Genomic DNA, 20,310 nt, shown 5'->3' with positions numbered 1-20,310 from the left:
CTCCATGAGCGGCTCGCCGGCGGTCAGCAGCGGCTGCTCGGCGGCGCGCACCTGCGCGGAGGTCCAGGTCTGCAGCACGCCTCCCATCCTGGTGGGTCGCCGGGGCGGCTGCCCAGCCCTCTCGACCCGGATCGATTCGACCGACCGCAGGCACCGCCGCCGCAGCGCAGGTAACGTGCGTCGCATGCGCTTCGGACTCTTCATCCCCCAGGGCTGGCGTCAGGACCTCACCGGCATCGAGCCGCGCGACCACTGGCGGACCATGAGCGACCTGGCCACGCACGCCGACGAGGGCGACGCCTACGAGTCGATCTGGGTCTACGACCACTTCCACGCGGTGCCGGCGCCCAACGGTGAGGCCACGCACGAGGCGTGGAGCCTCATCAACGCGTTCGCTGCGTCGACCAGCCGCGTCCGCCTGGGCCAGATGTGCACCTGCATGGCGTACCGCAACCCGGCCTACCTGGCCAAGGTCGCGACGACGGCCGACATCATCTCGGGCGGGCGCGTCGAGATGGGCATCGGCGCCGGGTGGTACGAGCACGAGTGGCTCGCGTACGGCTACGGCTTCCCGTCGGCCGGCACGCGCATCGCGATGCTCGACGAGGGCGTGCAGATCTTCAAGCAGATGTGGACCAACGGCACCGCGACCCTCCACGGCGAGCACTACAAGGTCGACGGCGCGCAGCTGTCCCCGCTCCCCCTGCAGGTCGACGGCCCGCCGCTGTGGATCGCCGGTGGCGGCGAGAAGAAGACCCTGCGCATCGCCGCCGAGCACGCGTCGTACACCAACTTCGCCGGCGCGCCCGAGGCGTTCGCCCACAAGTCGGAGATCCTGCGCGGCCACTGCGACGCCATCGGCCGCCCGTTCGAGGAGATCACGCGCTCGTCCAACTACAACGTGGTCATCGGCTCGACCGAGGCCGAGGTGGACGACCGGATCGCCTGGATCGAGGAGCACTACAGCAACACGGTCCCGCAGAAGGCGGCTCAGGAGGCCGAGGACTTCCGCAACGGGACGCTCGTCGGCACGCCCGAGCAGCTCGTCGAGAAGCTGCAGGGCCTCGAGAAGCTCGGCATGACCTACGCGATCACGTACTTCGCGGAGGCCGCGTACGACCGCTCGGGCATCGAGCTCTTCGAGAACGAGGTCATCCCCGCCCTGCGCTGAGGCGTCAGTCGCGCTCGGCGATCACCACGGCCGACGCGATGCCGGCGTCGTGCGAGATCGACAGGTGGAACCGGTCCACGCCGGCGGCCGCCGCCGCGGCGGCGACCGTCCCGACCACCTCGACCACCGGCTGCGCCCCCAGGACGCGCCGGACGGTCGCGTCCTGCCAGCTCATGCCACCGGGGGCACCCAGGGCCTTGGCGATCGCCTCCTTGGCCGCGAACCGCGCGGCCAGCGACGTCTCCGGCATCTCGCGCTCCTCCGGCGTGAAGAGGCGCTCGCGCAGCGCCGGCACCCGGTGCAGGGTCTCGACGAAGCGCGCGACGTCCACGACGTCGATGCCGACGCCGACGATCACTCGACGGTGACGGACTTGGCGAGGTTGCGGGGCTGGTCCACGTCGAGGCCCTTCGCCGTCGCGAGCTCGCACGCGAAGACCTGCAGCGGCACGACGGCGAGCAGCGGGGCGAGCAGCGTGGGCGACTGGGGCACGTAGAACACCTCGTCGGCGTACGGCAGCACGTCCTCGTCGCCGTCCTCGGCGATCACGAGCGTCCGGGCCCCGCGGGCGCGGATCTCCTGGATGTTGGAGACGACCTTGGAGTGGAGCGAGTCCCGGCCGCGGGGCGAGGGCACGACGACGAACACCGGCTGCCCCTCCTCGATCAGCGCGATCGGCCCGTGCTTGAGCTCACCGGCGGCGAACCCCTCGGCGTGGATGTAGGCGAGCTCCTTGAGCTTGAGCGCGCCCTCCATCGCCACCGGGAACCCGACGTGGCGCCCGAGGAACAGCACCGACGTCGTGCTCACCATCGACCGCGCCGTCTCGCGCACCCGGCCGGACCGGTCGAGCACCTGCTGGATCTTGTCCGGCATGGCGCGCAGCTCGGCCAGGATCGTCGCCACCTCGTCGGCGTACTTGTTGCCGCGCAGCTGCGCGAGGTAGAGCCCCAGCAGGTACGCCGCGGTGATCTGCGCGAGGAACGCCTTCGTGGAGGCGACCGCGATCTCCGGGCCGGCGTGCGTGTAGAGGACCGCGTCGGACTCGCGCGGGATGGTCGAGCCGTGCGTGTTCACCAGGGCCAGCACCTTGGCGCCCTGCTCGCGCGCGTGCCGCACCGCCATGAGGGTGTCCATCGTCTCGCCGGACTGCGACACCGCGACGACGAGGGTCCGCTCGTTGACCACGGGGTCGCGGTAGCGGAACTCGTGCGCGAGCTCGACCTCGACCGGGATCCGGCACCAGTGCTCGATCGCGTACTTCGCGACGTGGCCCGCGTAGGCGGCGGTGCCGCAGGCGACGACGACGATCTTGTCGACGGAGCGCAGCACCGACTCGTCGATCCGCACCTCGTCGAGCACCAGCCGGCCGTGCGCGTCGGTCCGGCCGAGCAGGGTGTCCGCGACCGCCTGCGGCTGGTCGTGGATCTCCTTGTCCATGAACGACGCGAAGCCGCCCTTCTCTGCGGCGGCGGCGTCCCAGTCGACCGTGTACCGGCGGGCCTGCGCGGGGCGTCCGTCGAAGTCCGTGACCGCGACCGCGTCCGGCGTGATGGTCACCACCTGGTCCTGGCCGAGCTCGAGCGCCTCGCGCGTGTGGGAGATGAATGCCGCGACGTCGGACCCCAGGAAGTTCTCGCCCTCGCCGATGCCGACGACGAGCGGCGAGTCGTGCCGGGCACCGACCACCGTGTCGGGCGCGTCCTCGTGGACCGCCAGCAGCGTGAACGTGCCGTGCAGCGTGCGGGCCACCGCGGTCATGGCCTCGGTGAGGTTCCCGGTGCCCTCGTACGCCCGCGCGATGAGCTGGGCGGCGACCTCGGTGTCGGTCTCCGAGAGGAACTCGACGCCGTCCGCGACCAGCTCGGCCTTGAGGGTGGCGAAGTTCTCGACGATGCCGTTGTGGATCACCGCGAGCTTGCCGGCGACGTGGGGGTGGGCGTTGACGTCGGTCGGGCCGCCGTGGGTGGCCCAGCGGGTGTGGCCGATCGCGGCCGTCGACTCCGGCAGCGGGTGCAGGTCGACCTCCTCCACCAGGTTGGCCAGCTTGCCGGCCTTCTTGGCGGTGGCCAGGCGGCCCTCCGGGCTGACCAGCGCGACGCCGGCAGAGTCGTAGCCCCGGTACTCGAGGCGCCGCAGACCCTCCAGCACGACATCGAGGGGGCGATCGCTGGCTACCTGGCTACCGACGTAACCGACGATTCCACACATGGGCGGGAGTCTACCGGGGCGCCCGGACGGCTCCCGCGCCGGACCTCGGGCACAATCGACCCGTGCCACCGTCGCTGACCCCGGCCACGCCCTACGTCGACCTGGATCGCGACGCCTGGACGCGGCTCTCCGCCTCCACGCCGCTGCCGCTGACCGACGCCGACGTCGAACGGCTCGCCGGCCTCGGGGACCCCATCGACCTCGCCGAGGTCGACGCCATCTACCGCCCGATCTCCCGGCTGCTCGACCTGCACATCGAGGCCACACGCGGGCTGCACGCGGCGTCGAGCACCTTCCTGCGCGAGGACGTCGGCGGCACCCCGTTCGTCATCGGCGTCGCCGGGTCCGTGGCGGTCGGCAAGTCGACCACGGCCCGCCTGCTGCGCGAGCTGCTCGCCCGCTGGCCGGCGACGCCGCGCGTCCAGCTGGTCACCACGGACGGGTTCCTCTACCCCAACGCGGAGCTGGAGCGCCGCGGCCTGATGGAGCGCAAGGGCTTCCCGGAGTCGTACGACCGGCGGGCGCTGCTCCGCTTCGTGTCGAAGGTCAAGGCCGGCCGTCCCGAGGTCCGCGTGCCCGTGTACGACCACCTGACCTACGACATCCTCCCGGGCCGCGAGGTCGTGGTGAACCGGCCGGACGTCCTCATCGTCGAGGGCCTCAACGTCCTGCAGCCGGCGCGCCCGACGGCCGAGGGGACGTCGAACCTCGCGGTCAGCGACTTCTTCGACTTCTCCATCTACGTCGACGCCCGGACCAGCGACGTCCGGCGCTGGTACGTGGACCGCTTCCTCGCGCTGCGGGAGACCGCGTTCGCGCGGCCCGAGTCGTACTTCCACCGCTTCGCCGCGCTCACCGACGACGAGGCCGTGGAGCGAGCCGAGCGGATCTGGGACTCGATCAACGAGCCCAACCTGGTGCAGAACATCCTGCCCACCCGCAGCCGCGCCACGCTGGTGCTCACCAAGGGCCGCGACCACTCCGTCGAACGGGTCCGGCTCCGCAAGCTGTAGCCGTCAGGGAGCCGTGCTCGCCTGGGCGGGCTCCAGCAGGCGCACGGGGTACTGCTCGCTGTCCGTCTCCACGAGCGCGTCGAGCGCCGTCGAGACCTCCTGCAGGGGTGCGCCGCACCGGTCGGTCGGCCACACCGGTCGGATCGCCCGGCCCAGCGCGTCGACCAGCCACAGCGCGGGCGCCACGACGGACGCCGAGCTGCACGTGCCGCCCCGCTGTGCCGACGGCCGACGCAGGGCGACGACGAGCGCGTCGAGGTTGCCCTCGCGCCGGCTCGCCGTGAGCGCGACCCAGGTGCCCGACGAGTCGTGCAGCGTGCCGCCAGGGGTGCAGACGACGACGCTCACCGGCAGGAAGTCGTCCGGCACGCGGCCCGCCTCCGGGGCGTCGGCCCGGGGCGTGCCGTCCTCGGCGGCCTCGTCGAGCGTCGCGAGCTCGAGGTCGGCGAGCACCTGCGCCGAGAGGCAGTCAGCGGTGGCCGCGACCACCGCGGTCGGCGCGTCCTGCGCCTGGTCGGGCGCGCTGCAGGCCGCGAGACCGAGGACGAGGACCGCGGGCAGCGCGAGGCGGACGGCCCACCGTGCACGCTCGCCCATCTCGCCCCCTGTCGCATCCGCCCATGCCTCGGAACACCCCCGGGGGTGTGGACAGGCACGGGAGCGCCGACCGCGACGTCGGCACAGTCAGAGAGTAAGCACAGTCATGGGGGAAATGACCGGGTGAGACCGGATCGTTAGGCGGCGGGGTCGGATCGTGAGCGTCCTGTGACCGGGGGGACCGCCTCGGGCCGGGGGACGTCCGTCCCGTCGGCCACCCGGAGCGTCTGGTGCCCTGCCGCGCGGCGGTGCGTGGCGTGGCGCAGCACCCAGTCGATGACGACGCCGATCGCCAGGCCGCCCACCACGCCGACCGCGACGGCCACGAGCGTGTGGTCGCCCAGCCACGCCCCGGCGCCGATGCCGATGAGCGCCGAGTAGCAGGCCCACGTGACCGCGGCGATGGCGGTGAGCCCCATGAACCGGCGGCGGCTGTACCCGACGGCACCGGCCGTCATGTTGACGGCGACCCGCCCGATGGGGATGTAACGCGCGGCGATGATGAAGGCCGCACCGCGGTTGGCGAGCGCGTTCTCCGCCCAGTCGACGGCGGCCTGTCCGCGGGGGGACCGGAGGACCCGCAGCTCGCGCACCTTGACCTTGGTGCCGATCTGGTACGCGATCTGGTCGCCGGTCCACGCCCCTGCCGCGGCGACGAGCATGATCAGCCCGAGGTTGGGCGAGCCCTTCGACATCGCGAGCGCCGAGAGGGCGATGACGATCGACTCGCTGGGGATCGGCGGGAAGAACCCGTCGATCGTGGCGAAGAGGTAGAGGACGACGAAGATCCACGGGGAGCCGACGAGGGCGAGCGCCCACTCCTCGATCACGAGAGATCCTCCAGGTTTGCGCACCGGCGGAGGTGTCCCCCGGTGTCGTGGTTCCACGGTAAGTCGCCGCGGGGCCGAGATGACATAGGGGTGACCCCCGGTTCATCCCTGGTGCAGACCCGATTCATCCCGGGGTCGGAGCCGGGGTCCACCCCCGGGAGCACTCAGTCGAGCGAGAAGCCGAGGGCGCGGGCCGCCGAGGTGGGGCTCGGCTCGGCTGCCCAGCGGGCGCCGAACTCGTCGGCGGCCGCCAGCGACCGCAGCTCGGCGCGGTCCAGGTAGAGCGTGCCACCGAGGTGGTCGGTCTCGTGCTGCACGATGCGCGCGGACCAGCCGCTCAGCACCTCGTCGACCGCGCCGCCGTGCTCGTCCTCCGCCTCGAGGTGCACCCGCCGGGCGCGCGCGACGACCGCCTGGTAGCCGACCACGCTCAGGCACCCCTCGTAGAACGGGACGCGCTCGGCCCCCACCGGCGTGTAGCGCGGGTTCACCAGCACGCGGTACGGGAGTGGCTCGCGCTCACGCACCTCGGCGTGCTCGTCGGACACGGTCCCGGGGTCCTCGAGCACCGCGAGCGCCAGCGGCAGGCCCAGCTGCGGCGCCGCCAGCCCGACGCCCGGCGCGGCGCGCATGGTCCGGTGCATCACCTCGAGCAGCACCGCGAGCTCCTCGTCGGAGAGCTGCCCCTCGTAGGGCGTCGAGACCGCGCGCAGCGCCGGGTGCCCCGCCTGGACGATCGGCGCGACACCCTCGGGCGACCGCGTCCCCGACTCGATGATCCAGAGCGCGACGTCGCGCAGCGCCTGGTCCCACTGCGGGCCGCTCGGCACTAGAGCGCCAGCCGCTGCGAGACGACCGCGGCCAGCTCGCGCGCCACGCGGTCCGCCTCGCTCTGGGTGCCGGCCTCGACCATGACGCGCACGAGGTCCTCGGTGCCCGACGACCGCAGGAGCACGCGCCCGGTGTCCCCGAGCCCGTCCTCGGCGGCCCGCACGGCGTCCAGCAGCGCGCCGTCGGTGTCGGCGCGACGCTTGTCGACGCCGGGCACGTTCACCAGCGTCTGCGGCAGCCGCCGGACCACGCCCGCCAGGTCGGCGATCGACGTGCCGGTCGCCGCGACCCGGGCCGCCAGCTGGAGCGCCGTCAGCACCCCGTCGCCGGTGGTCGCGTGCGCCGCCATGATGATGTGCCCGGACTGCTCGCCGCCGAGGGAGTAGCCGCCCGCGCGCATCGCCTCGAGCACGTACCGGTCGCCGACCGCGGTGTCGATGGTCGCGATCCCGGCCTCCCGCATGGCGATCTTCAGCCCGAGGTTGCTCATCACGGTGGTGACCAGCGTGTCGTCCACCAGCTCGCCGTGGTCCCGCATCGCGATCGCGAGGATCCCCATGATCTGGTCGCCGTCCACCAGCGCACCGGAGGCGTCGACGGCCAGGCACCGGTCGGCGTCCCCGTCGAACGCGACCCCCAGGTCCGCCTCCGAGGCGACGACCGCGGCCTGCAGCTGCTCCGGGTGCGTCGAGCCGCACTTCTCGTTGATGTTGCGGCCGTCGGGCGAGGCGTTGATGACGACCACGTCGGCGCCGGCGGACCGCAGCGCCGCCGGGCCGACCTCGCTGGCGGCGCCGTTCGCGCAGTCGACCGCGATGCGCAAGCCGGTGAGCGGGACGCCGATGGTGCCGATGAGGTGCTCGATGTACTGCTCGCCGGCGCGGCCGGTGTCCACGCGGATGCGCCCGACGGCCCCGCCGAGCGGCCGCTCCCAGTCCTCGCCCATGCGCGCCTCGATGGCGGCCTCGAGCTCGTCGTCGAGCTTGTGCCCGCCCTTGGCCAGGAACTTGATCCCGTTGTCCGGCATCGGGTTGTGCGACGCCGACAGGACCACGCCGATGTCGACGCCGAGCTCCGCGGTGAGGAACGCGACGGCCGGCGTCGGCAGCACTCCGACGTTGTTCACGTCGACGCCCGCCGAGGCGAGCCCCGCGGAGACCGCCGCGGCGAGGAACTCGCCCGACGCGCGCGAGTCACGACCGACGATCGCCCGCGGACGGTGCCCCTCGAACTCGCCGAGCGAGCCGAGCACGTGCGCGGCCGCGACCGAGAGGTCGAGCGCGAGCTCGGCGGTCACGTCGCGGTTGGCGAGCCCGCGCACGCCGTCGGTGCCGAACAGTCGGCCCATGGTCAGACTCCTTCGTCCTTGCGGGGCACGGCCCGGGACGTGCGTCCCCTGTCGCGCGCGTGCCCGTTGATGGTGGCAGACATGCCGATGGCCCCGCAGGTCGTGAGACCGGCGGGGCCATCGGGCCGAGGCGTGTGGATCAGCGCTTCGAGTACTGCGGAGCCTTGCGCGCCTTCTTGAGACCGGCCTTCTTGCGCTCCACGACGCGGGCGTCGCGGGTCAGGAAGCCGGCCTTCTTGAGGGCCGGGCGGTTGTGCTCCTCGTCGATCGCGTTCAGCGCACGGGCGATGCCCAGGCGCAGCGCGCCGGCCTGGCCGCTCACGCCGCCGCCGGTGATGCGGGCGACGACGTCGAAGCGACCCTCGACGTCGACCAGCTTGAACGGGGAGTTCACGAGCTGCTGGTGCACCTTGTTCGGGAAGTAGTCCTCGAGCGTGCGCCCGTTGATCTTCCACTGGCCGGTGCCGGGGACCAGGCGCACGCGCGCGATGGCCTCCTTGCGACGGCCGAGCGCGTTCGCCGGTGCCGTGATGCTCTGACCGCGGCCCGTGGGGGCAGCCGTCTCGGAGGTGTAGCTGGTGGGGGTGTCATCGCCCTCGAGGTCGATGTCGACCGTGGTCTCTGCCACTGGTGTCCTCGCGTCCTTGTTCTCTGTACTCAGCAGGCTCACGCCTGCTGAGAGACCTGGGTGATCTCGAAGGGCTTCGGCTGCTGCGCCGCGTGCGGGTGCTCCGCACCGGCGTAGACCTTGAGCTTGGTGAGCTGCTGACGCGCGAGCGAGCTCTTGGGGAGCATGCCGCGGACAGCCTTCTCGATCGCGCGCTCGGGGTGCTTCTCCAGGAGGTCGGAGTAGGCCACGGCGCGGAGGCCACCCGGGTAACCCGAGTGGCGGTACGCGAGCTTGTTCTCGCGCTTGTTGCCGGTCAGTGCGATCTTCTCCGCGTTGATGACGATGACAAAGTCACCGCCGTCGACGTGGGGGGCAAAAGTCGCCTTGTGCTTGCCGCGCAGCAACGTGGCCACATGAGTGGCCAGGCGGCCCAGGACGACATCGGTCGCGTCGATGACGTACCAGTTCCGCTCGACGTCGCCGGGCTTCGGGGTGTACGTGCGCACGGTCGTCAGCCTTCGTTTCGTTGCGAGTCTTGTCGCGGCGAGACCACGCAGGGTGCGGGTCCGCCGATGAATGCTTCGTCGGCATCCGGGCGGCGAGCGGGAACGCACCAGCCCTGCCGTTCTGGCTCGGTGCTCAGTGCTGAGAGGGCACTGGCGGCCGCGAGAACGGGGACGCACAACGAGACACCAGGGTAGCCGCCGCCCTGCGGGAGGGTCAAAACGCGCTAGGTCACACCCGGCGGCCCGTGCCGCGCGACGGGCCGCAGCGCCGCCGCGGCCGCCCGGACCACCCGTTCCGTGAGGTCGTCGAGCGTCGGCGTGCGCAGTGCCCAGTGCTGCCAGTAGAGGGGGACGTCGAGGTGCTTGCCGGCCCGGACCTCGACCAGGGCACCCGCCGCGATGCGCTCGGAGGCCGCCACCTCGGGCACCATCCCCCACCCGAGCCCGGCCTCGACCAGGCCGACGAACGCCGACTGCGACGGCACGAAGTGGACCATCGGGGTCACCGTGCGGCGGCCGACGACGCTGGCGACGAACCGCTCCTGCAGGCCGTCCTCCCGGTTGAACGCGAGCAGGGGTGCGGCCGCGAACGCCTCGGCACCGTGCCCGTCGGCGAACCAGCGCTCGCGCTGGTCGGGAGCCGCGACGGCCAGGTACCGCATGGCCCCGAGCCGACGGACCCGGCAGCCCTGCACGGCGCGGGGGTCGGCGGTCACCGCGGCCATCACGGTGCCGTCCCGCAGCAGGTCAGCGGACAGGTCCTGGTCCTCGCGGCGCAGGTCGAGCAGGACGTCCGGGGGCAGGTCGGCGACCGCGGCGGGGAACCAGGTGGACATCGAGTCGTCGTTCACGGCGACCGGGAGGCGCCTCGTCGCGCCCGCCGTCCGCACGCCCCGCGGCCCGCCCGGCGCCGGCACCAGCTGCCCGAGCGCGTCCCGGCCCAGCAGCTCGACCTGGCCCGCCAGGCGCACCAGGACCTCGCCGTCCTCGGTGGGCCGGCACGGCCGCGTCCGGAGCACCAGCACGCGTCCCACCTGCTGCTCCAGGGCCTTGATCCGCTGGCTGACGGCCGACGGCGTGACGTGCAGGCGCTGCGCGGCCGCGTCGAAGCTGCCCTCGTGCACCACGGCGGCGAGGGCGCTCAGCTGGTCCGCGTCGAACGCCACATGAATGATCCTAATGGATCCACAGAAGCATGAACTGGTCTTCATCGACCCCAGCGCCTAGCGTCGTCCGCATGCCCGCTGTCGCCCTGTCGGGCTTCCTCACCGCGCTGTCGCTGATCGTCGCCATCGGCGCGCAGAACGCCTTCGTGCTGCGCCAGGGGATCCGGCGCGAGCACGTGCTCCCCGTGGTGGCCGTCTGCGCGACCGCGGACGCGCTGCTCGTCGCGGCGGGCATCGCGGGCCTCGGAGCGCTCATCACGTCCCACCCCACCGTGCTCACGGTGACGAAGTACGCCGGCGCCGCGTTCCTGCTCGTGCTCGCGGTCGGCGCGGCCCTGCGCGCGCGCCGACCGTCGCGGCTCGACCCCGCCACCGAGGGTCCGGCGGCGCTCGGTGCGGTCCTGTCGACGTGCCTCGCGCTGACGTTCCTCAACCCGCACGTCTACCTGGACACCGTCGTCCTGCTCGGCTCGCTCGCCCACCAGCACGACCCGGGCGCCTGGGTGTTCGGCGCCGGGGCCGTGGCGGCGAGCGTCGTCTGGTTCACCGCCCTGGGGTTCGGCGCGGCCTACCTGCGTCCAGTGTTCGCCAGGCCCCGCGCGTGGCAGGTGCTGGACCTCGTCATCGCGGTGGTCATGGCGACCCTGGCCGTCGCGCTGATCGTCTGATGCCGATCTGATCAGCGCACGCGGTCGACGCGCGCGGCGTCCCACACCGGCTCGGGCGTCTCGACGACCTCGCCGTCCGCGCCGAACACGAGGTACCGGTCGAACGTGCGCGTGAACCAGCGGTCGTGGGTCACGGCGAGCACCGTGCCCTCGAACGCGGCCAGGCCGGTCTCGAGCGCCTCGGCCGAGTGCAGGTCGAGGTTGTCCGTCGGCTCGTCGAGGAGCAGCAGGGTCGCCCCGCCCAGCTCGAGCAGGAGGATCTGCAGGCGCGCCTGCTGCCCGCCCGAGAGCGTCTCGTAGCGCTGCTCGGCCGCCCCCACCAGCTCGTACCGGTCGAGCGCCTTGCTGGCCTGCTCGCGGCCGAGGCCGGAGCGGTGCCCCTCGCCGCGGTGCAGGATCTCGAGCAGCGTCCGCCCCACCAGCTCCGGGTGCCCGTGGTTCTGGGCGAACCACCCGGGCCGCACGCGCGGCCCCAGCACGACGCGACCGGTGTGCTTCACCGGTGCCACCGGCAGGTCGTCGGCGGGCTCGTGCTCCGGGCTCGGGTCGCTGCCACCCGCCGCCAGCAGCCGCAGGAAGTGCGACTTGCCCGAGCCGTTGGAGCCCAGCACCGCCACCCGCTCGCCGAACCAGACCTCGAGGTCGAACGGCTTCATCAGCCCGGTGAGCTCGAGGCCCGTGGCGACGACCGCGCGCTTCGCCGTCCGGCCGCCCCGCAGCCGGACCCGGACGTTCTGCTCGCGCGCGAGCAGCGTGGGCGGACCCGCCTCCTCGAACTTGCGCAGGCGCGTCTGCGCCGCGGAGTAGCGCGACGCCAGGCCGTCGTTGAACGCCGCCTTCGTCTTGAGGGTGAGCACGAGCTCCTTGAGCTTCGCGTGCTCCTCCTCCCAGCGGCGCAGCAGCTCCTCGAGGCGCGAGCGTCGGTCCTCGCGCGCCTGGTGGTACGTCGCGAAGCCTCCCCCGTGCACCCAGACCGCTGCGCCCAGGACGCCCGGCTCGAGGGTCGCCACCTGCGTGGCGACCCGCGCGAGCATCTCCCGGTCGTGGCTCACGAAGAGCACGGTCTTGTTCGACGCCCGCAGCTTGTCCTCGAGCCAGCGCTTCGTCGGGACGTCGAGCGCGTTGTCCGGCTCGTCGAGCAGGAGCACCTCGTCGGGCCCGCGCAGGAGCGCCTCGAGGACGAGCCGCTTCTGCTCGCCGCCGGACAGCGTGCGGACCTCGCGGTGCTGCGCCTGCTCGAACGGGATGGACAGCACGGCGTCGGTGACGCGGTCCCAGCCCGCCTCGGCCTCGTAGCCCCCGACGTCGGCCCAGTCGACCAGCGCCTGCGCGTACCGCATCTGCGAGGGCTCGTCGTCGACCTCCATGATCCCGAGCTCGGCCGCCGCGAGCTCGGCCGCGGCGTCGCGGACCGCCGGTGCCGCGAGCGACGCCAGCAGGTCCCGGATCGACCGGTCGTCGTGGATCCGCCCGATGTCCTGCCGCATGATGCCGAGCCCGCCGCTGCGCCCGACGGAGCCTGAGTGCGGCTGCTCGTCGCCGGCGACGATCCGCAGCAGCGTCGTCTTCCCCGCGCCGTTGGGGCCGACCAGCGCCACGCGCGCGCCGTCGGCCACGCGGAACGTGATGTCGTCGAGGAGGGGGCGCCCGTCGGAGAGCACGTAGCCGATGCCGCCGATGTCGAGATGACCCATGCCCCCATCCTCCCTGGTGCGGCGTGTGTGGCCCATCGCATTGCGTGAGGGGCCGCCCACCCCTGGCGTCAGCGCGCGCTCGGTGCGAAGGTCGGAGGCATGACGGACGACACCACCGGCACCAGCCCCGATCCCGAGCTCGACAGCGAGGGCGACACCGACCAGCTGTCCAGCGCGGACACGCTGCTCGACCGCGGCGTCGAGGACCTGCTGGACGAGGGCTACACGGTGCCCACAAGGCCCCGCTCGAACCACTACGGCGAGACCGCGTGGGAGGAGGCGCACCGCGAGACGATCGACCAGCGGATCGGCCAGGAGGAGCCCGAGGTCTGGGAGGCACGTCCCCGGCCCGACCGCGAGGAGTTCCGCGCCGGGCGCCTGATCGAGGACGACGACGCCGTGGAGGCGGGCGGAACCGACGGGTTCGCCATCGACGCCGGCATCTCGGGCGGCGCCGCGAGCGCCGAGGAGGCCGCCGTGCACCTCATCGAGGAGGAGTACGTCGACGACCGGCGCTACCGCGACGACGTCGACGAGGACTGAGCTGGGGTCGACGAGGACCGACAGACGCGGCACGAGGACCGAGCCTCAGCCGCAGCACCCCGCGCCGTGCTGCGCGTGCTGCAGGTCCTCGGCGGCCCGGCGCGCGCGCGTCTGGGCCGCCCGGGCGGCCAGCTGGTCGTCGGAGGGGTAGCCGACCTCCTCGAGCGTGAGCCCGCGGGCCGCGACGACGTGCACACCGGCGTCCCGACGACGGCGGGCGAGCAGCTCGGCCGGCCAGCCCGCGCCGCTGCGCCCCTCCCCGACGGCGAGGCTCGCACCCACCAGCGAGCGCACCATCGAGTGGCAGAAGGCGTCCGCCTGCACCGTCGCGACGACCAGGCCGGCGTCCGGGCCGTCGGCGGGCCGCGACCACGCGAACGCCTCGAGCGTGCGGATCGTCGTCGCACCCTCGCGCGGCTTGCAGTAGGACGCGAAGTCGTGCCGGCCCACCAGCGGGCGGGCCGCCGCGGCCATCGCGTCGACGTCGAGCGCCCGGCGGTGCCAGAGCACGTGCGCGCGGGACAGCGGGTCGCGGCGCGCGGCGTCGTCGCAGATCCGGTAGGTGTATCGGCGCCGTAGCGCGGAGAAGCGCGCGTCGAAGCCCTCGGGCGCGCGGGTGAGCGCGTGCAGGACGAGGTCCGTGGGCAGGACGCCGCCGAGCCGCCCCAGGAGCGCCTCCTCGACCGGTCGGTCGGTGCGGCCGCGCGACGCCGCCAGGAGATCCGCCGGGATGTCCACGTGGGCCACCTGCCCGCGCGCGTGCACGCCCGAGTCGGTGCGCCCCGCCACCGTGACCCGCGGTGGCCCGTCGGTGCGCAGCACGGTCGCCAAAGCGGCCTCCAGCACCCCTTGGACGGTGCGCAGGCCGGGCTGGAGGGCCCAGCCGGCGAAGCCGGTCCCGTCGTAGGCCAGGTCGAGCCGCAGCCGGACGGCGGGCACCTGGTCGATCTCGCTCACGGGTGAACACGGTAGCCGGACCCGGACCCCTTGCTGCGCGCCGGGCGGGCGCCGTCGCTACCGTGGGCCCGTGCCCAGCACCGGCTCCGACCCGTTCACGCTCGCCGTCGACTGCGGTGGCGGTGGCATCAAGGCGTCCGTGCTCGACGCGGCCGGCACGCTGCACGCCCCCGCGGTCCGCGTGCCGACGCCGTATCCGCTCCCGCCCGAGCGCCTCGTCGCCACGATCGCGGACATCGCCGCGGGCCTGCCCGCGGCCCAGCGCGCCACGGTCGGCATGCCCGGGATGATCCGGCACGGTGTGGTCGTGACGACGCCGCACTACGTCACCAGGTCGGGCCCGCGGACCACGGTCGACCCGGATCTCGTCGCGGCGTGGTCGGGCTGCGACATCCGGGCGGCCGTCGAGGACCGGCTCGGCCTGCCGACCCTCGTGCTCAACGACGCCGAGGTGCACGGCGCGGGCGTGATCTCCGGCACCGGCATCGAGCTGGTGCTCACGCTCGGCACCGGGCTGGGCACCGCACTGTTCGACGGGGGTGTGCTCGCTCCGCACCTCGAGCTGTCCCACGCGCCGGTCCGGTGGGGCACCACCTACGACGCCTACATCGGGCAGGTCGAGCGCGCCCGCCTCGGCGACGGTCTGTGGTCCCGGCGCGTCCGGCGCGTCGTCGAGGGCTTCCGGCCGGTGTTCGTCTGGGACCGGCTCTACCTCGGCGGCGGGAACGCGCGCCAGGTCACCGCCACGACCCTGGCCAGGCTCGGCGACGACGTCGTCGTGGTGCCCAACCAGGCCGGGATCGTCGGCGGCGTGCGGGCGTGGTCCCTCGGCGTCTGACGGGGCCACCGCCGGTCGGGTGACGCTCCGCGGAAGCCGCCCGCCCCCGCGCCGTCCGCCCTACGCTCCCGCCATGAGCTGGTTCTCCCGCGCGAAGCCCGTCGCCGACCCCATGCTGCCGATGCTCTCGGTCGACGACGCCGAGTGGTTGCGCGGCTGCGCGCTCCGGGCCTTCGCCGAGGCCGGGGCACCGGCGCCGCGGTCGGCGGGCGACCACCTGGTCGACGCCCAGGGCCAGGTCTACGGCCTGGGCAACCTCGCCGCCGTCGTCGCCCTGACCCCGCGGCCCGAGCGCGAGGACGTCGTCCGCCAGCACGCCCGCGTCGTCGTCGCCGCCAACTCGCGCCAGAGCCCGCAGTCCCTGGCCGAGATCCAGGACATCGTGGTGGCGCGGGTCGTCGCCGCGGACGCGCCGGGCGAGGGACCCGACCTCGCCCCCGGCCTCGCGCTGCGCGCCTGCGTCGACTACCCCGAGACCGTCGCCACCCTGTTCGACCTCGCGCCCCTGGGCGGCTGGGCGGCCGTCGGACCGGTCGCGCTCGCCAACCTCGCTCGTCTCCCGCTGCCCGACCACCAGGCGGTCGCCACCCGCGGGGGCGGGACCGTCCACCTGCTGTCGTCCGAGGACATGTTCGGGGCCAGCCGCCTCCTCCAGCACGACCAGCTGCTCGCCGCGCTGCGCATCCCGACGCCGGGGTACGGGACGCTCGTCGCGGTCCCCCACCGCCACCTGCTCGCCGTGCACGTGCTGGAGGACGAGAACGTCGTGCCGGCGCTCAACGCGCTCATCGGGCTCGCCCGGTCCGGCGTCGATGCCGCCGGGCCGGTGAGCCCGGACGTCTACTACCGCGGCCCGGACGGCGGGCTGCAGCGGGTCACCTCCACCACCGCCGACGGCGCCGTCGCGGTCGAGGTCGACGGGGCGTTCTCGGGCGCGATGGCGGCGGCCGGCCTCATCGCCTGAGGGGCGTCCGCCCGACCCGGGCAGGGTCGTCGACCTCGTCCAGCGCCTCCAGCATCACGCGCGTGAACCGCGCCGGCTGGACCAGGCTGACGAGGTGCGTCGCCCGGGGCACGACGACCAGGCGACCGTCCCGGCACGCGGCCAGGAAGCGCCGCTCCTCGCCGCGGAAGTGGTCGAACGCGCCGTTGACCAGCCAGACCGGCGCCTCGATGCGCGCGAGGTCCTGCAGCGGCGTGGCGACCGTCATCTCCCGCAGCACCTCGTGGGTGGCGTCCAGCGCGAAGCCCCCGGCCCCGACGTCGAGCGCCCCCTCGGTCGGCAGGGCGAGGTCGACGAAGAACTGGTTGAGCCGCGCTCCGCGGTCGGGGAGCCGCGCGATGCCGCGGGCGCCGACGGACCAGCCGCCGAGCAGCAGCCGGTGCGGCTGGGTCGAGCACGCCGCCGCCAGCAGCCCGGCGACCTGGCCGGGGTGGCGAGCGGCGTGCCGGATCCCCACGTACCCACCGAGCGAGAGGCCGACGACGAACGCCTCCCCGCCCACCCCGTCGATCGCCTCGGCGACCGTGTCCACGGCGGCGTCCAGCGTGAACGGCTCGCCGATGCGGGCGCCGTGCCCGGGCAGGTCCACCGCGACCGCGCGCCGCCCCACGCGGTCCAGCGCCGCGAGCTGTGCCCGCCACATCGTGCGGGACGTCCGAAGCCCGTGCACCAGGACGACCGGCGGGCTCATGCTCCGACTCTAGGCGCCGACCCGCGCACCCGGCTCGGGACGTCGGACGCGAGAAAGGCCCGGGACCAGTCGGTCCCGGGCCTTCTCGGTGCAGCTGTCAGGTCACGCCTTGTCGGCGTCACCCTCGGACTCGGCGGGCGCGTCCTCGACCGGGGCGTCCTCGACGACGGCGTCCTCGACGGGCGCGTCCTCGACCGGCTTGTCCTCGACCTTGTCGGCCTTCTTCGCCTTCGGCGCGGCCTTCGAGGCGGCCTTGGTGGCCTCCTTCACGACGGCCTGCTTCGGGGAGAGCGGCTCGAGCACGAGCTCGATGACGGCCATCGGGGCGTTGTCGCCCTTGCGGGGGCCGATCTTGGTGATGCGCGTGTAGCCACCCTCACGCTCGGCGACGGCCGGGGCGATCTCGGTGAACAGCACGTGGACGACGGACTTGTCCTTGACGACGGTCATCACGCGGCGGCGGGCGTGCAGGTCACCACGCTTGGCGAACGTGATGAGGCGCTCGGCGAGCGGACGCAGGCGCTTGGCCTTCGTCTCGGTCGTCGTGATCCGCTTGTGCTCGAACAGCGCCGTCGCGAGGTTCGCGAGGATCAGCCGCTCGTGCGCCGGTCCGCCACCGAGCCGGGGACCCTTGGTGGGCGTAGGCATGGTTTTTACTCCTTGAGTTCCAGTGATGGGCTGGAGACGGGCCGACGCGGGCCGGCCCGTCTACTTCCCCGGCGTCAGTACTGCTCGTCCTCGACGAAGTCGCCCTCGTCGTCGCCGTAGTAGGCGCCGGCGGCGGACGGGTCGAAGTCGAGCGGGCTGTCCTTGAGCGTCAGGCCCAGCTCGGCAAGCTTCTCCTTGACCTCGGTGATGGACTTCGCGCCGAAGTTGCGGATGTCCAGGAGGTCGGCCTCGGAGCGTGCGACCAGCTCACCCACGGAGTGGATGCCCTCACGCTTGAGGCAGTTGTAGGAGCGGATCGTGAGCTGCAGGTCCTCGATCGGCAGAGCGAGGTCCGCGGCGAGCGCAGCGTCGGTCGGCGACGGGCCGATCTCGATGCCCTCGGCCTCGACGTTGAGCTCACGGGCGAGCCCGAAGAGCTCGACCAGCGTCTTGCCGGCGGAGGCCAGCGCGTCACGCGGGCCGATCGCCGACTTGGTCTCGACGTCGACGACCAGCTTGTCGAAGTCCGTGCGCTGCTCGACACGCGTCGCCTCGACCTTGTAGGTCACCTTGAGGACCGGCGAGTAGATCGAGTCGACCGGGATGCGGCCGATCTCGGCGTCGAACGACTTGTTCTGGTTCGCCGACACGTAGCCACGGCCACGCTCGACGGTCAGCTCGATCTCGAGCTTGCCCTTGTCGTTCAGCGTGGCGAGGTGAAGGTCGGGGTTGTGCACCTCGACGCCGGCCGGCGGCACGATGTCCGCGGCGCTGACCTCACCCGCACCCTGCTTGCGCAGGTACATCACGACGGGCTCGTCGTTCTCCGAGGAGACGACCAGCTGCTTGATGTTGAGGATGATCTCGGTGACGTCCTCCTTGACGCCCGGCACGGTGGAGAACTCGTGCAGCACGCCGTCGATCCGGATGGACGTGACGGCGGCACCGGGGATGGAGGACAGCAGCGTCCGGCGGAGCGAGTTGCCGAGCGTGTAGCCGAAACCCGGCTCCAGGGGCTCGATGGAGAACCGCGACCGGTTCTCCGAGATGACCTCTTCGGTCAGGGTGGGGCGCTGTGCAATCAGCACGGTGTGTTTCCTCTCAGCGGGCGTCCGCCATATGACGCTGCGCAGTACTACGGGCCGGCCTGGTCTCGGTCCACCTGGTCGGCGTCAAGGTGTGTCCCGGGCCGGTGCGCGTCTCGCGACGACGCACCGACCCGGTCGAGCAGGTCGAACGATCAGACCCGGCGGCGCTTCGGCGGACGGCAGCCGTTGTGCGCCTGGGGCGTCACGTCCTGGATCGAACCGACCTCGAGGCCGGTCGCCTGGAGCGAGCGGATCGCGGTCTCACGGCCGGAGCCGGGGCCCTTGACGAAGACGTCGACCTTCTTCATGCCGTGCTCCTGGGCGCGACGAGCGGCCGCCTCGGCGGCGAGCTGCGCCGCGAAGGGGGTCGACTTGCGCGAGCCCTTGAAGCCCACCTGGCCCGACGAGGCCGACGCGATGACGGCGCCGGTCGGGTCGGTGATGGAGATGATCGTGTTGTTGAACGTGCTCTTGATGTGCGCCTGGCCGTGGGAGACGTTCTTCTTCTCCTTGCGGCGCGGCTTGCGCACGGCGGAACGGGTCTTGGGAGGCATTCTCTTCTTCTCTCGAGGTCTGATCGGCTTGCCCTGGCGCGCGGCGCCCGGGGCGGAGGGCTACTTGCGCCCGGCCTTCTTCTTGCCGGCCACGGTGCGCTTGGGGCCCTTGCGGGTACGCGCGTTGGTCTTGGTGCGCTGTCCGCGCACCGGAAGGCCACGGCGGTGACGCAGGCCCTCGTAGCAGCCGATCTCGACCTTGCGGCGGATGTCCGCAGCGACCTCACGGCGAAGGTCACCCTCGAGCTTGTAGCTGCCCTCGAGGTAGTCACGGAGCGCGACGAGCTCGGCGTCGCCGAGGTCCTTCACGCGGATGTCCGGGCTGATGCCGGTCGCGGCCAGAGTTGCCTGGGCGCGGGTACGGCCGACCCCGTAGATGTAGGTGAGCGCGATCTCGAGCCGCTTCTCGCGGGGGAGGTCGACGCCGATAAGACGTGCCATGTGCCTGGTGGCTCCTGAACTGCATCGGAGGTCTGCCGCACTGCCCTCCCGCGTGCTGCGGGCCCCGGCCTCCGACCGAGGGTGCACCGGCGAGTGATCGCCGGAGTGGCTGTGCGCTTGCTGGTCCTCCGGAGAGGACCGGTGGTGCTGGTCGAGCTGCTGGTCCGAGCGGACCGGCGTCAGGGCATCAGCCCTGGCGCTGCTTGTGGCGCAGGTTCTCGCAGATCACCTGGACGCGACCGTGCCGGCGGATCACCTTGCACTTGTCGCAGATCTTCTTGACGCTGGGCTTGACCTTCATCGCGTGTTCCTCCGCCGCCGCTGTCTTCCCGGGTGCCCCCGAGCGATGACGGCGTGTTCGAGTGGCTGTTACTTGTAGCGGTAGACGATCCGGCCACGGGACAGGTCGTACGGGCTCAGCTCCACCACGACCCGGTCCTCGGGGAGGATCCTGATGTAGTGCTGTCGCATCTTGCCCGAGATGTGGGCGAGCACCTTGTGGCCGTTGGTGAGCTCCACGCGGAACATCGCGTTCGGCAGAGCCTCCACGACGCTGCCCTCGATCTCGATGACACCGTCCTTCTTCGCCATATCCTCCGCTAACTGTCGGTCGTGTGGATCAGCCCACATCAGCCGACTCCGCCCCGGAAGGGGACGGCACCGGTCGCGGTGGGGCCTACGTGGGATTACGTGTGGGGACAGCGCACCATTACCGGGCGCACACCCAACGGACGATCTTACGCCATCAGGCCCGGGTGACGAAACCGTCCCGGCCCCTCCCGTGCGTGCTGTCGGCCACATCGGTGCGCCCAGGGCACGCCGTCCGGGCCGCGGCCGCCGACGAGGGCCGCCGCCGCACCCGGCGGCGGCCCTCGTCTCGCCGGCGGCGAGGCGGGTCAGGC

Annotated in this window: 24 protein-coding genes and 1 pseudogene; 6 read left to right on the top strand and 19 right to left on the bottom strand. The window is 72.8% G+C overall.

Going from position 1 to position 20,310, the window contains the following annotated elements:
• A pseudogene (locus AC1DT4_RS18745) lies at window positions 1–186 on the bottom strand (hypothetical protein); the annotation flags it as partial.
• Here AC1DT4_RS18745 and AC1DT4_RS18740 point away from each other — a divergent pair.
• Window positions 185–1,171: an LLM class F420-dependent oxidoreductase gene (locus tag AC1DT4_RS18740; RefSeq protein WP_477091273.1), complete on the top strand. Its 987-nt coding sequence runs from the start codon at window positions 185–187 to the stop codon at window positions 1,169–1,171. The pseudogene AC1DT4_RS18745 and the gene AC1DT4_RS18740 sit on opposite strands and share 2 nt — an antisense overlap.
• Window positions 1,172–1,175: 4 nt before the next feature.
• Here AC1DT4_RS18740 and AC1DT4_RS18735 read toward each other — a convergent pair whose 3' ends face one another.
• Window positions 1,176–1,529 (bottom strand): holo-ACP synthase, encoded by a 354-nt coding sequence (locus AC1DT4_RS18735; protein WP_477091272.1) that lies wholly within the window; start codon window positions 1,527–1,529, stop codon window positions 1,176–1,178.
• Window positions 1,526–3,382, bottom strand: coding sequence for a glutamine--fructose-6-phosphate transaminase (isomerizing) (glmS, locus tag AC1DT4_RS18730; protein ID WP_477091271.1), 1,857 nt, complete (start codon window positions 3,380–3,382; stop codon window positions 1,526–1,528). The genes AC1DT4_RS18735 and glmS overlap by 4 nt, the downstream gene beginning before the upstream one ends.
• 62 nt (window positions 3,383–3,444) lie before the next feature.
• Here glmS and coaA point away from each other — a divergent pair, with 62 nt between their 5' ends.
• The gene (gene coaA, locus AC1DT4_RS18725; RefSeq protein WP_477091270.1) at window positions 3,445–4,395 is read left to right on the top strand and encodes a type I pantothenate kinase; all 951 of its coding nucleotides are present in this window, start codon (window positions 3,445–3,447) and stop codon (window positions 4,393–4,395) included.
• A gap of 3 nt (window positions 4,396–4,398) precedes the next feature.
• Here coaA and AC1DT4_RS18720 read toward each other — a convergent pair whose 3' ends face one another.
• The 7 genes from AC1DT4_RS18720 to AC1DT4_RS18690 all read right to left on the bottom strand — a co-directional run bounded on the left by AC1DT4_RS18720 (window position 4,399) and on the right by AC1DT4_RS18690 (window position 10,283).
• Window positions 4,399–4,992, bottom strand: a complete 594-nt coding sequence (locus AC1DT4_RS18720) for a hypothetical protein (protein WP_477091269.1) — start codon at window positions 4,990–4,992, stop codon at window positions 4,399–4,401.
• Between the two features lie 137 nt (window positions 4,993–5,129).
• Window positions 5,130–5,822, bottom strand: a complete 693-nt coding sequence (locus tag AC1DT4_RS18715; protein WP_477091268.1) for a DedA family protein — start codon at window positions 5,820–5,822, stop codon at window positions 5,130–5,132.
• A 164-nt stretch (window positions 5,823–5,986) separates the two neighbouring features.
• Window positions 5,987–6,622: a peptide deformylase gene (locus AC1DT4_RS18710; protein WP_477091274.1), complete on the bottom strand. Its 636-nt coding sequence runs from the start codon at window positions 6,620–6,622 to the stop codon at window positions 5,987–5,989.
• A 29-nt stretch (window positions 6,623–6,651) separates the two neighbouring features.
• On the bottom strand, window positions 6,652–8,001 hold the full coding sequence (glmM, locus tag AC1DT4_RS18705) for a phosphoglucosamine mutase (protein WP_477091267.1): 1,350 nt from the start codon (window positions 7,999–8,001) through the stop codon (window positions 6,652–6,654).
• A gap of 139 nt (window positions 8,002–8,140) precedes the next feature.
• The gene (rpsI, locus tag AC1DT4_RS18700) at window positions 8,141–8,629 is read right to left on the bottom strand and encodes a 30S ribosomal protein S9 (RefSeq protein ID WP_477091266.1); all 489 of its coding nucleotides are present in this window, start codon (window positions 8,627–8,629) and stop codon (window positions 8,141–8,143) included.
• A 38-nt stretch (window positions 8,630–8,667) separates the two neighbouring features.
• The gene (gene rplM, locus AC1DT4_RS18695) at window positions 8,668–9,117 is read right to left on the bottom strand and encodes a 50S ribosomal protein L13 (RefSeq protein WP_370504642.1); all 450 of its coding nucleotides are present in this window, start codon (window positions 9,115–9,117) and stop codon (window positions 8,668–8,670) included.
• Window positions 9,118–9,341: 224 nt separating this feature from the next.
• Window positions 9,342–10,283 carry a LysR family transcriptional regulator ArgP gene (locus AC1DT4_RS18690; RefSeq protein WP_477091265.1) on the bottom strand — a complete coding sequence of 314 codons (942 nt, stop codon included), beginning with the start codon at window positions 10,281–10,283 and terminating at the stop codon, window positions 9,342–9,344.
• A 71-nt stretch (window positions 10,284–10,354) separates the two neighbouring features.
• Between AC1DT4_RS18690 and AC1DT4_RS18685 the strand changes: the two genes are divergently transcribed.
• Window positions 10,355–10,951 carry a LysE/ArgO family amino acid transporter gene (locus tag AC1DT4_RS18685; RefSeq protein WP_477091264.1) on the top strand — a complete coding sequence of 199 codons (597 nt, stop codon included), beginning with the start codon at window positions 10,355–10,357 and terminating at the stop codon, window positions 10,949–10,951.
• 11 nt (window positions 10,952–10,962) lie between these two features.
• Here the strand turns inward: AC1DT4_RS18685 and AC1DT4_RS18680 are convergent, their stop codons facing one another.
• Window positions 10,963–12,645 carry an ABC-F family ATP-binding cassette domain-containing protein gene (locus tag AC1DT4_RS18680; RefSeq protein WP_477091263.1) on the bottom strand — a complete coding sequence of 561 codons (1,683 nt, stop codon included), beginning with the start codon at window positions 12,643–12,645 and terminating at the stop codon, window positions 10,963–10,965.
• A gap of 99 nt (window positions 12,646–12,744) precedes the next feature.
• Here AC1DT4_RS18680 and AC1DT4_RS18675 point away from each other — a divergent pair, with 99 nt between their 5' ends.
• Complete coding sequence (locus tag AC1DT4_RS18675) at window positions 12,745–13,188, top strand: DUF5709 domain-containing protein (protein ID WP_477091262.1); 444 nt, start codon at window positions 12,745–12,747, stop codon at window positions 13,186–13,188.
• A 45-nt stretch (window positions 13,189–13,233) separates the two neighbouring features.
• On the opposite strand, the gene truA is transcribed toward AC1DT4_RS18675, so the two are convergent.
• The gene (truA, locus tag AC1DT4_RS18670) at window positions 13,234–14,145 is read right to left on the bottom strand and encodes a tRNA pseudouridine(38-40) synthase TruA (RefSeq protein WP_477091261.1); all 912 of its coding nucleotides are present in this window, start codon (window positions 14,143–14,145) and stop codon (window positions 13,234–13,236) included.
• A 70-nt stretch (window positions 14,146–14,215) separates the two neighbouring features.
• Between truA and AC1DT4_RS18665 the strand changes: the two genes are divergently transcribed.
• Together AC1DT4_RS18665 and AC1DT4_RS18660 are read left to right on the top strand one after the other, a co-directional pair.
• Window positions 14,216–14,983, top strand: a complete 768-nt coding sequence (locus AC1DT4_RS18665) for an ROK family protein (RefSeq protein ID WP_477091260.1) — start codon at window positions 14,216–14,218, stop codon at window positions 14,981–14,983.
• A gap of 73 nt (window positions 14,984–15,056) precedes the next feature.
• Window positions 15,057–15,947 (top strand): hypothetical protein, encoded by an 891-nt coding sequence (locus AC1DT4_RS18660; RefSeq protein WP_477091259.1) that lies wholly within the window; start codon window positions 15,057–15,059, stop codon window positions 15,945–15,947.
• Here the strand turns inward: AC1DT4_RS18660 and AC1DT4_RS18655 are convergent.
• The 7 genes from AC1DT4_RS18655 to infA all read right to left on the bottom strand — a co-directional run bounded on the left by AC1DT4_RS18655 (window position 15,937) and on the right by infA (window position 19,999).
• Complete coding sequence (locus AC1DT4_RS18655) at window positions 15,937–16,677, bottom strand: alpha/beta fold hydrolase (protein ID WP_477091258.1); 741 nt, start codon at window positions 16,675–16,677, stop codon at window positions 15,937–15,939. The genes AC1DT4_RS18660 and AC1DT4_RS18655 overlap by 11 nt on opposite strands.
• Before the next feature lie 102 nt (window positions 16,678–16,779).
• Window positions 16,780–17,325, bottom strand: a complete 546-nt coding sequence (rplQ, locus tag AC1DT4_RS18650) for a 50S ribosomal protein L17 (protein WP_477091257.1) — start codon at window positions 17,323–17,325, stop codon at window positions 16,780–16,782.
• Window positions 17,326–17,399: 74 nt separating this feature from the next.
• Window positions 17,400–18,413: a DNA-directed RNA polymerase subunit alpha gene (locus tag AC1DT4_RS18645; protein WP_456844728.1), complete on the bottom strand. Its 1,014-nt coding sequence runs from the start codon at window positions 18,411–18,413 to the stop codon at window positions 17,400–17,402.
• A 152-nt stretch (window positions 18,414–18,565) separates the two neighbouring features.
• Window positions 18,566–18,967, bottom strand: a complete 402-nt coding sequence (gene rpsK, locus AC1DT4_RS18640) for a 30S ribosomal protein S11 (RefSeq protein WP_055912186.1) — start codon at window positions 18,965–18,967, stop codon at window positions 18,566–18,568.
• A gap of 60 nt (window positions 18,968–19,027) precedes the next feature.
• On the bottom strand, window positions 19,028–19,408 hold the full coding sequence (rpsM, locus tag AC1DT4_RS18635) for a 30S ribosomal protein S13 (RefSeq protein WP_456826461.1): 381 nt from the start codon (window positions 19,406–19,408) through the stop codon (window positions 19,028–19,030).
• A 187-nt stretch (window positions 19,409–19,595) separates the two neighbouring features.
• Window positions 19,596–19,709: a 50S ribosomal protein L36 gene (gene rpmJ / locus AC1DT4_RS18630; RefSeq protein ID WP_013117849.1), complete on the bottom strand. Its 114-nt coding sequence runs from the start codon at window positions 19,707–19,709 to the stop codon at window positions 19,596–19,598.
• A 68-nt stretch (window positions 19,710–19,777) separates the two neighbouring features.
• Window positions 19,778–19,999 carry a translation initiation factor IF-1 gene (gene infA / locus AC1DT4_RS18625; protein WP_013770189.1) on the bottom strand — a complete coding sequence of 74 codons (222 nt, stop codon included), beginning with the start codon at window positions 19,997–19,999 and terminating at the stop codon, window positions 19,778–19,780.
• Window positions 20,000–20,310: the final 311 nt, after the last annotated feature.

The sequence above is a fragment of the Cellulomonas sp. P4_D11 genome, from assembly GCF_056401915.1.
Note: the sequence above shows the minus strand (reverse complement) of the source record. Positions and strands in the feature narration are given on the sequence as shown.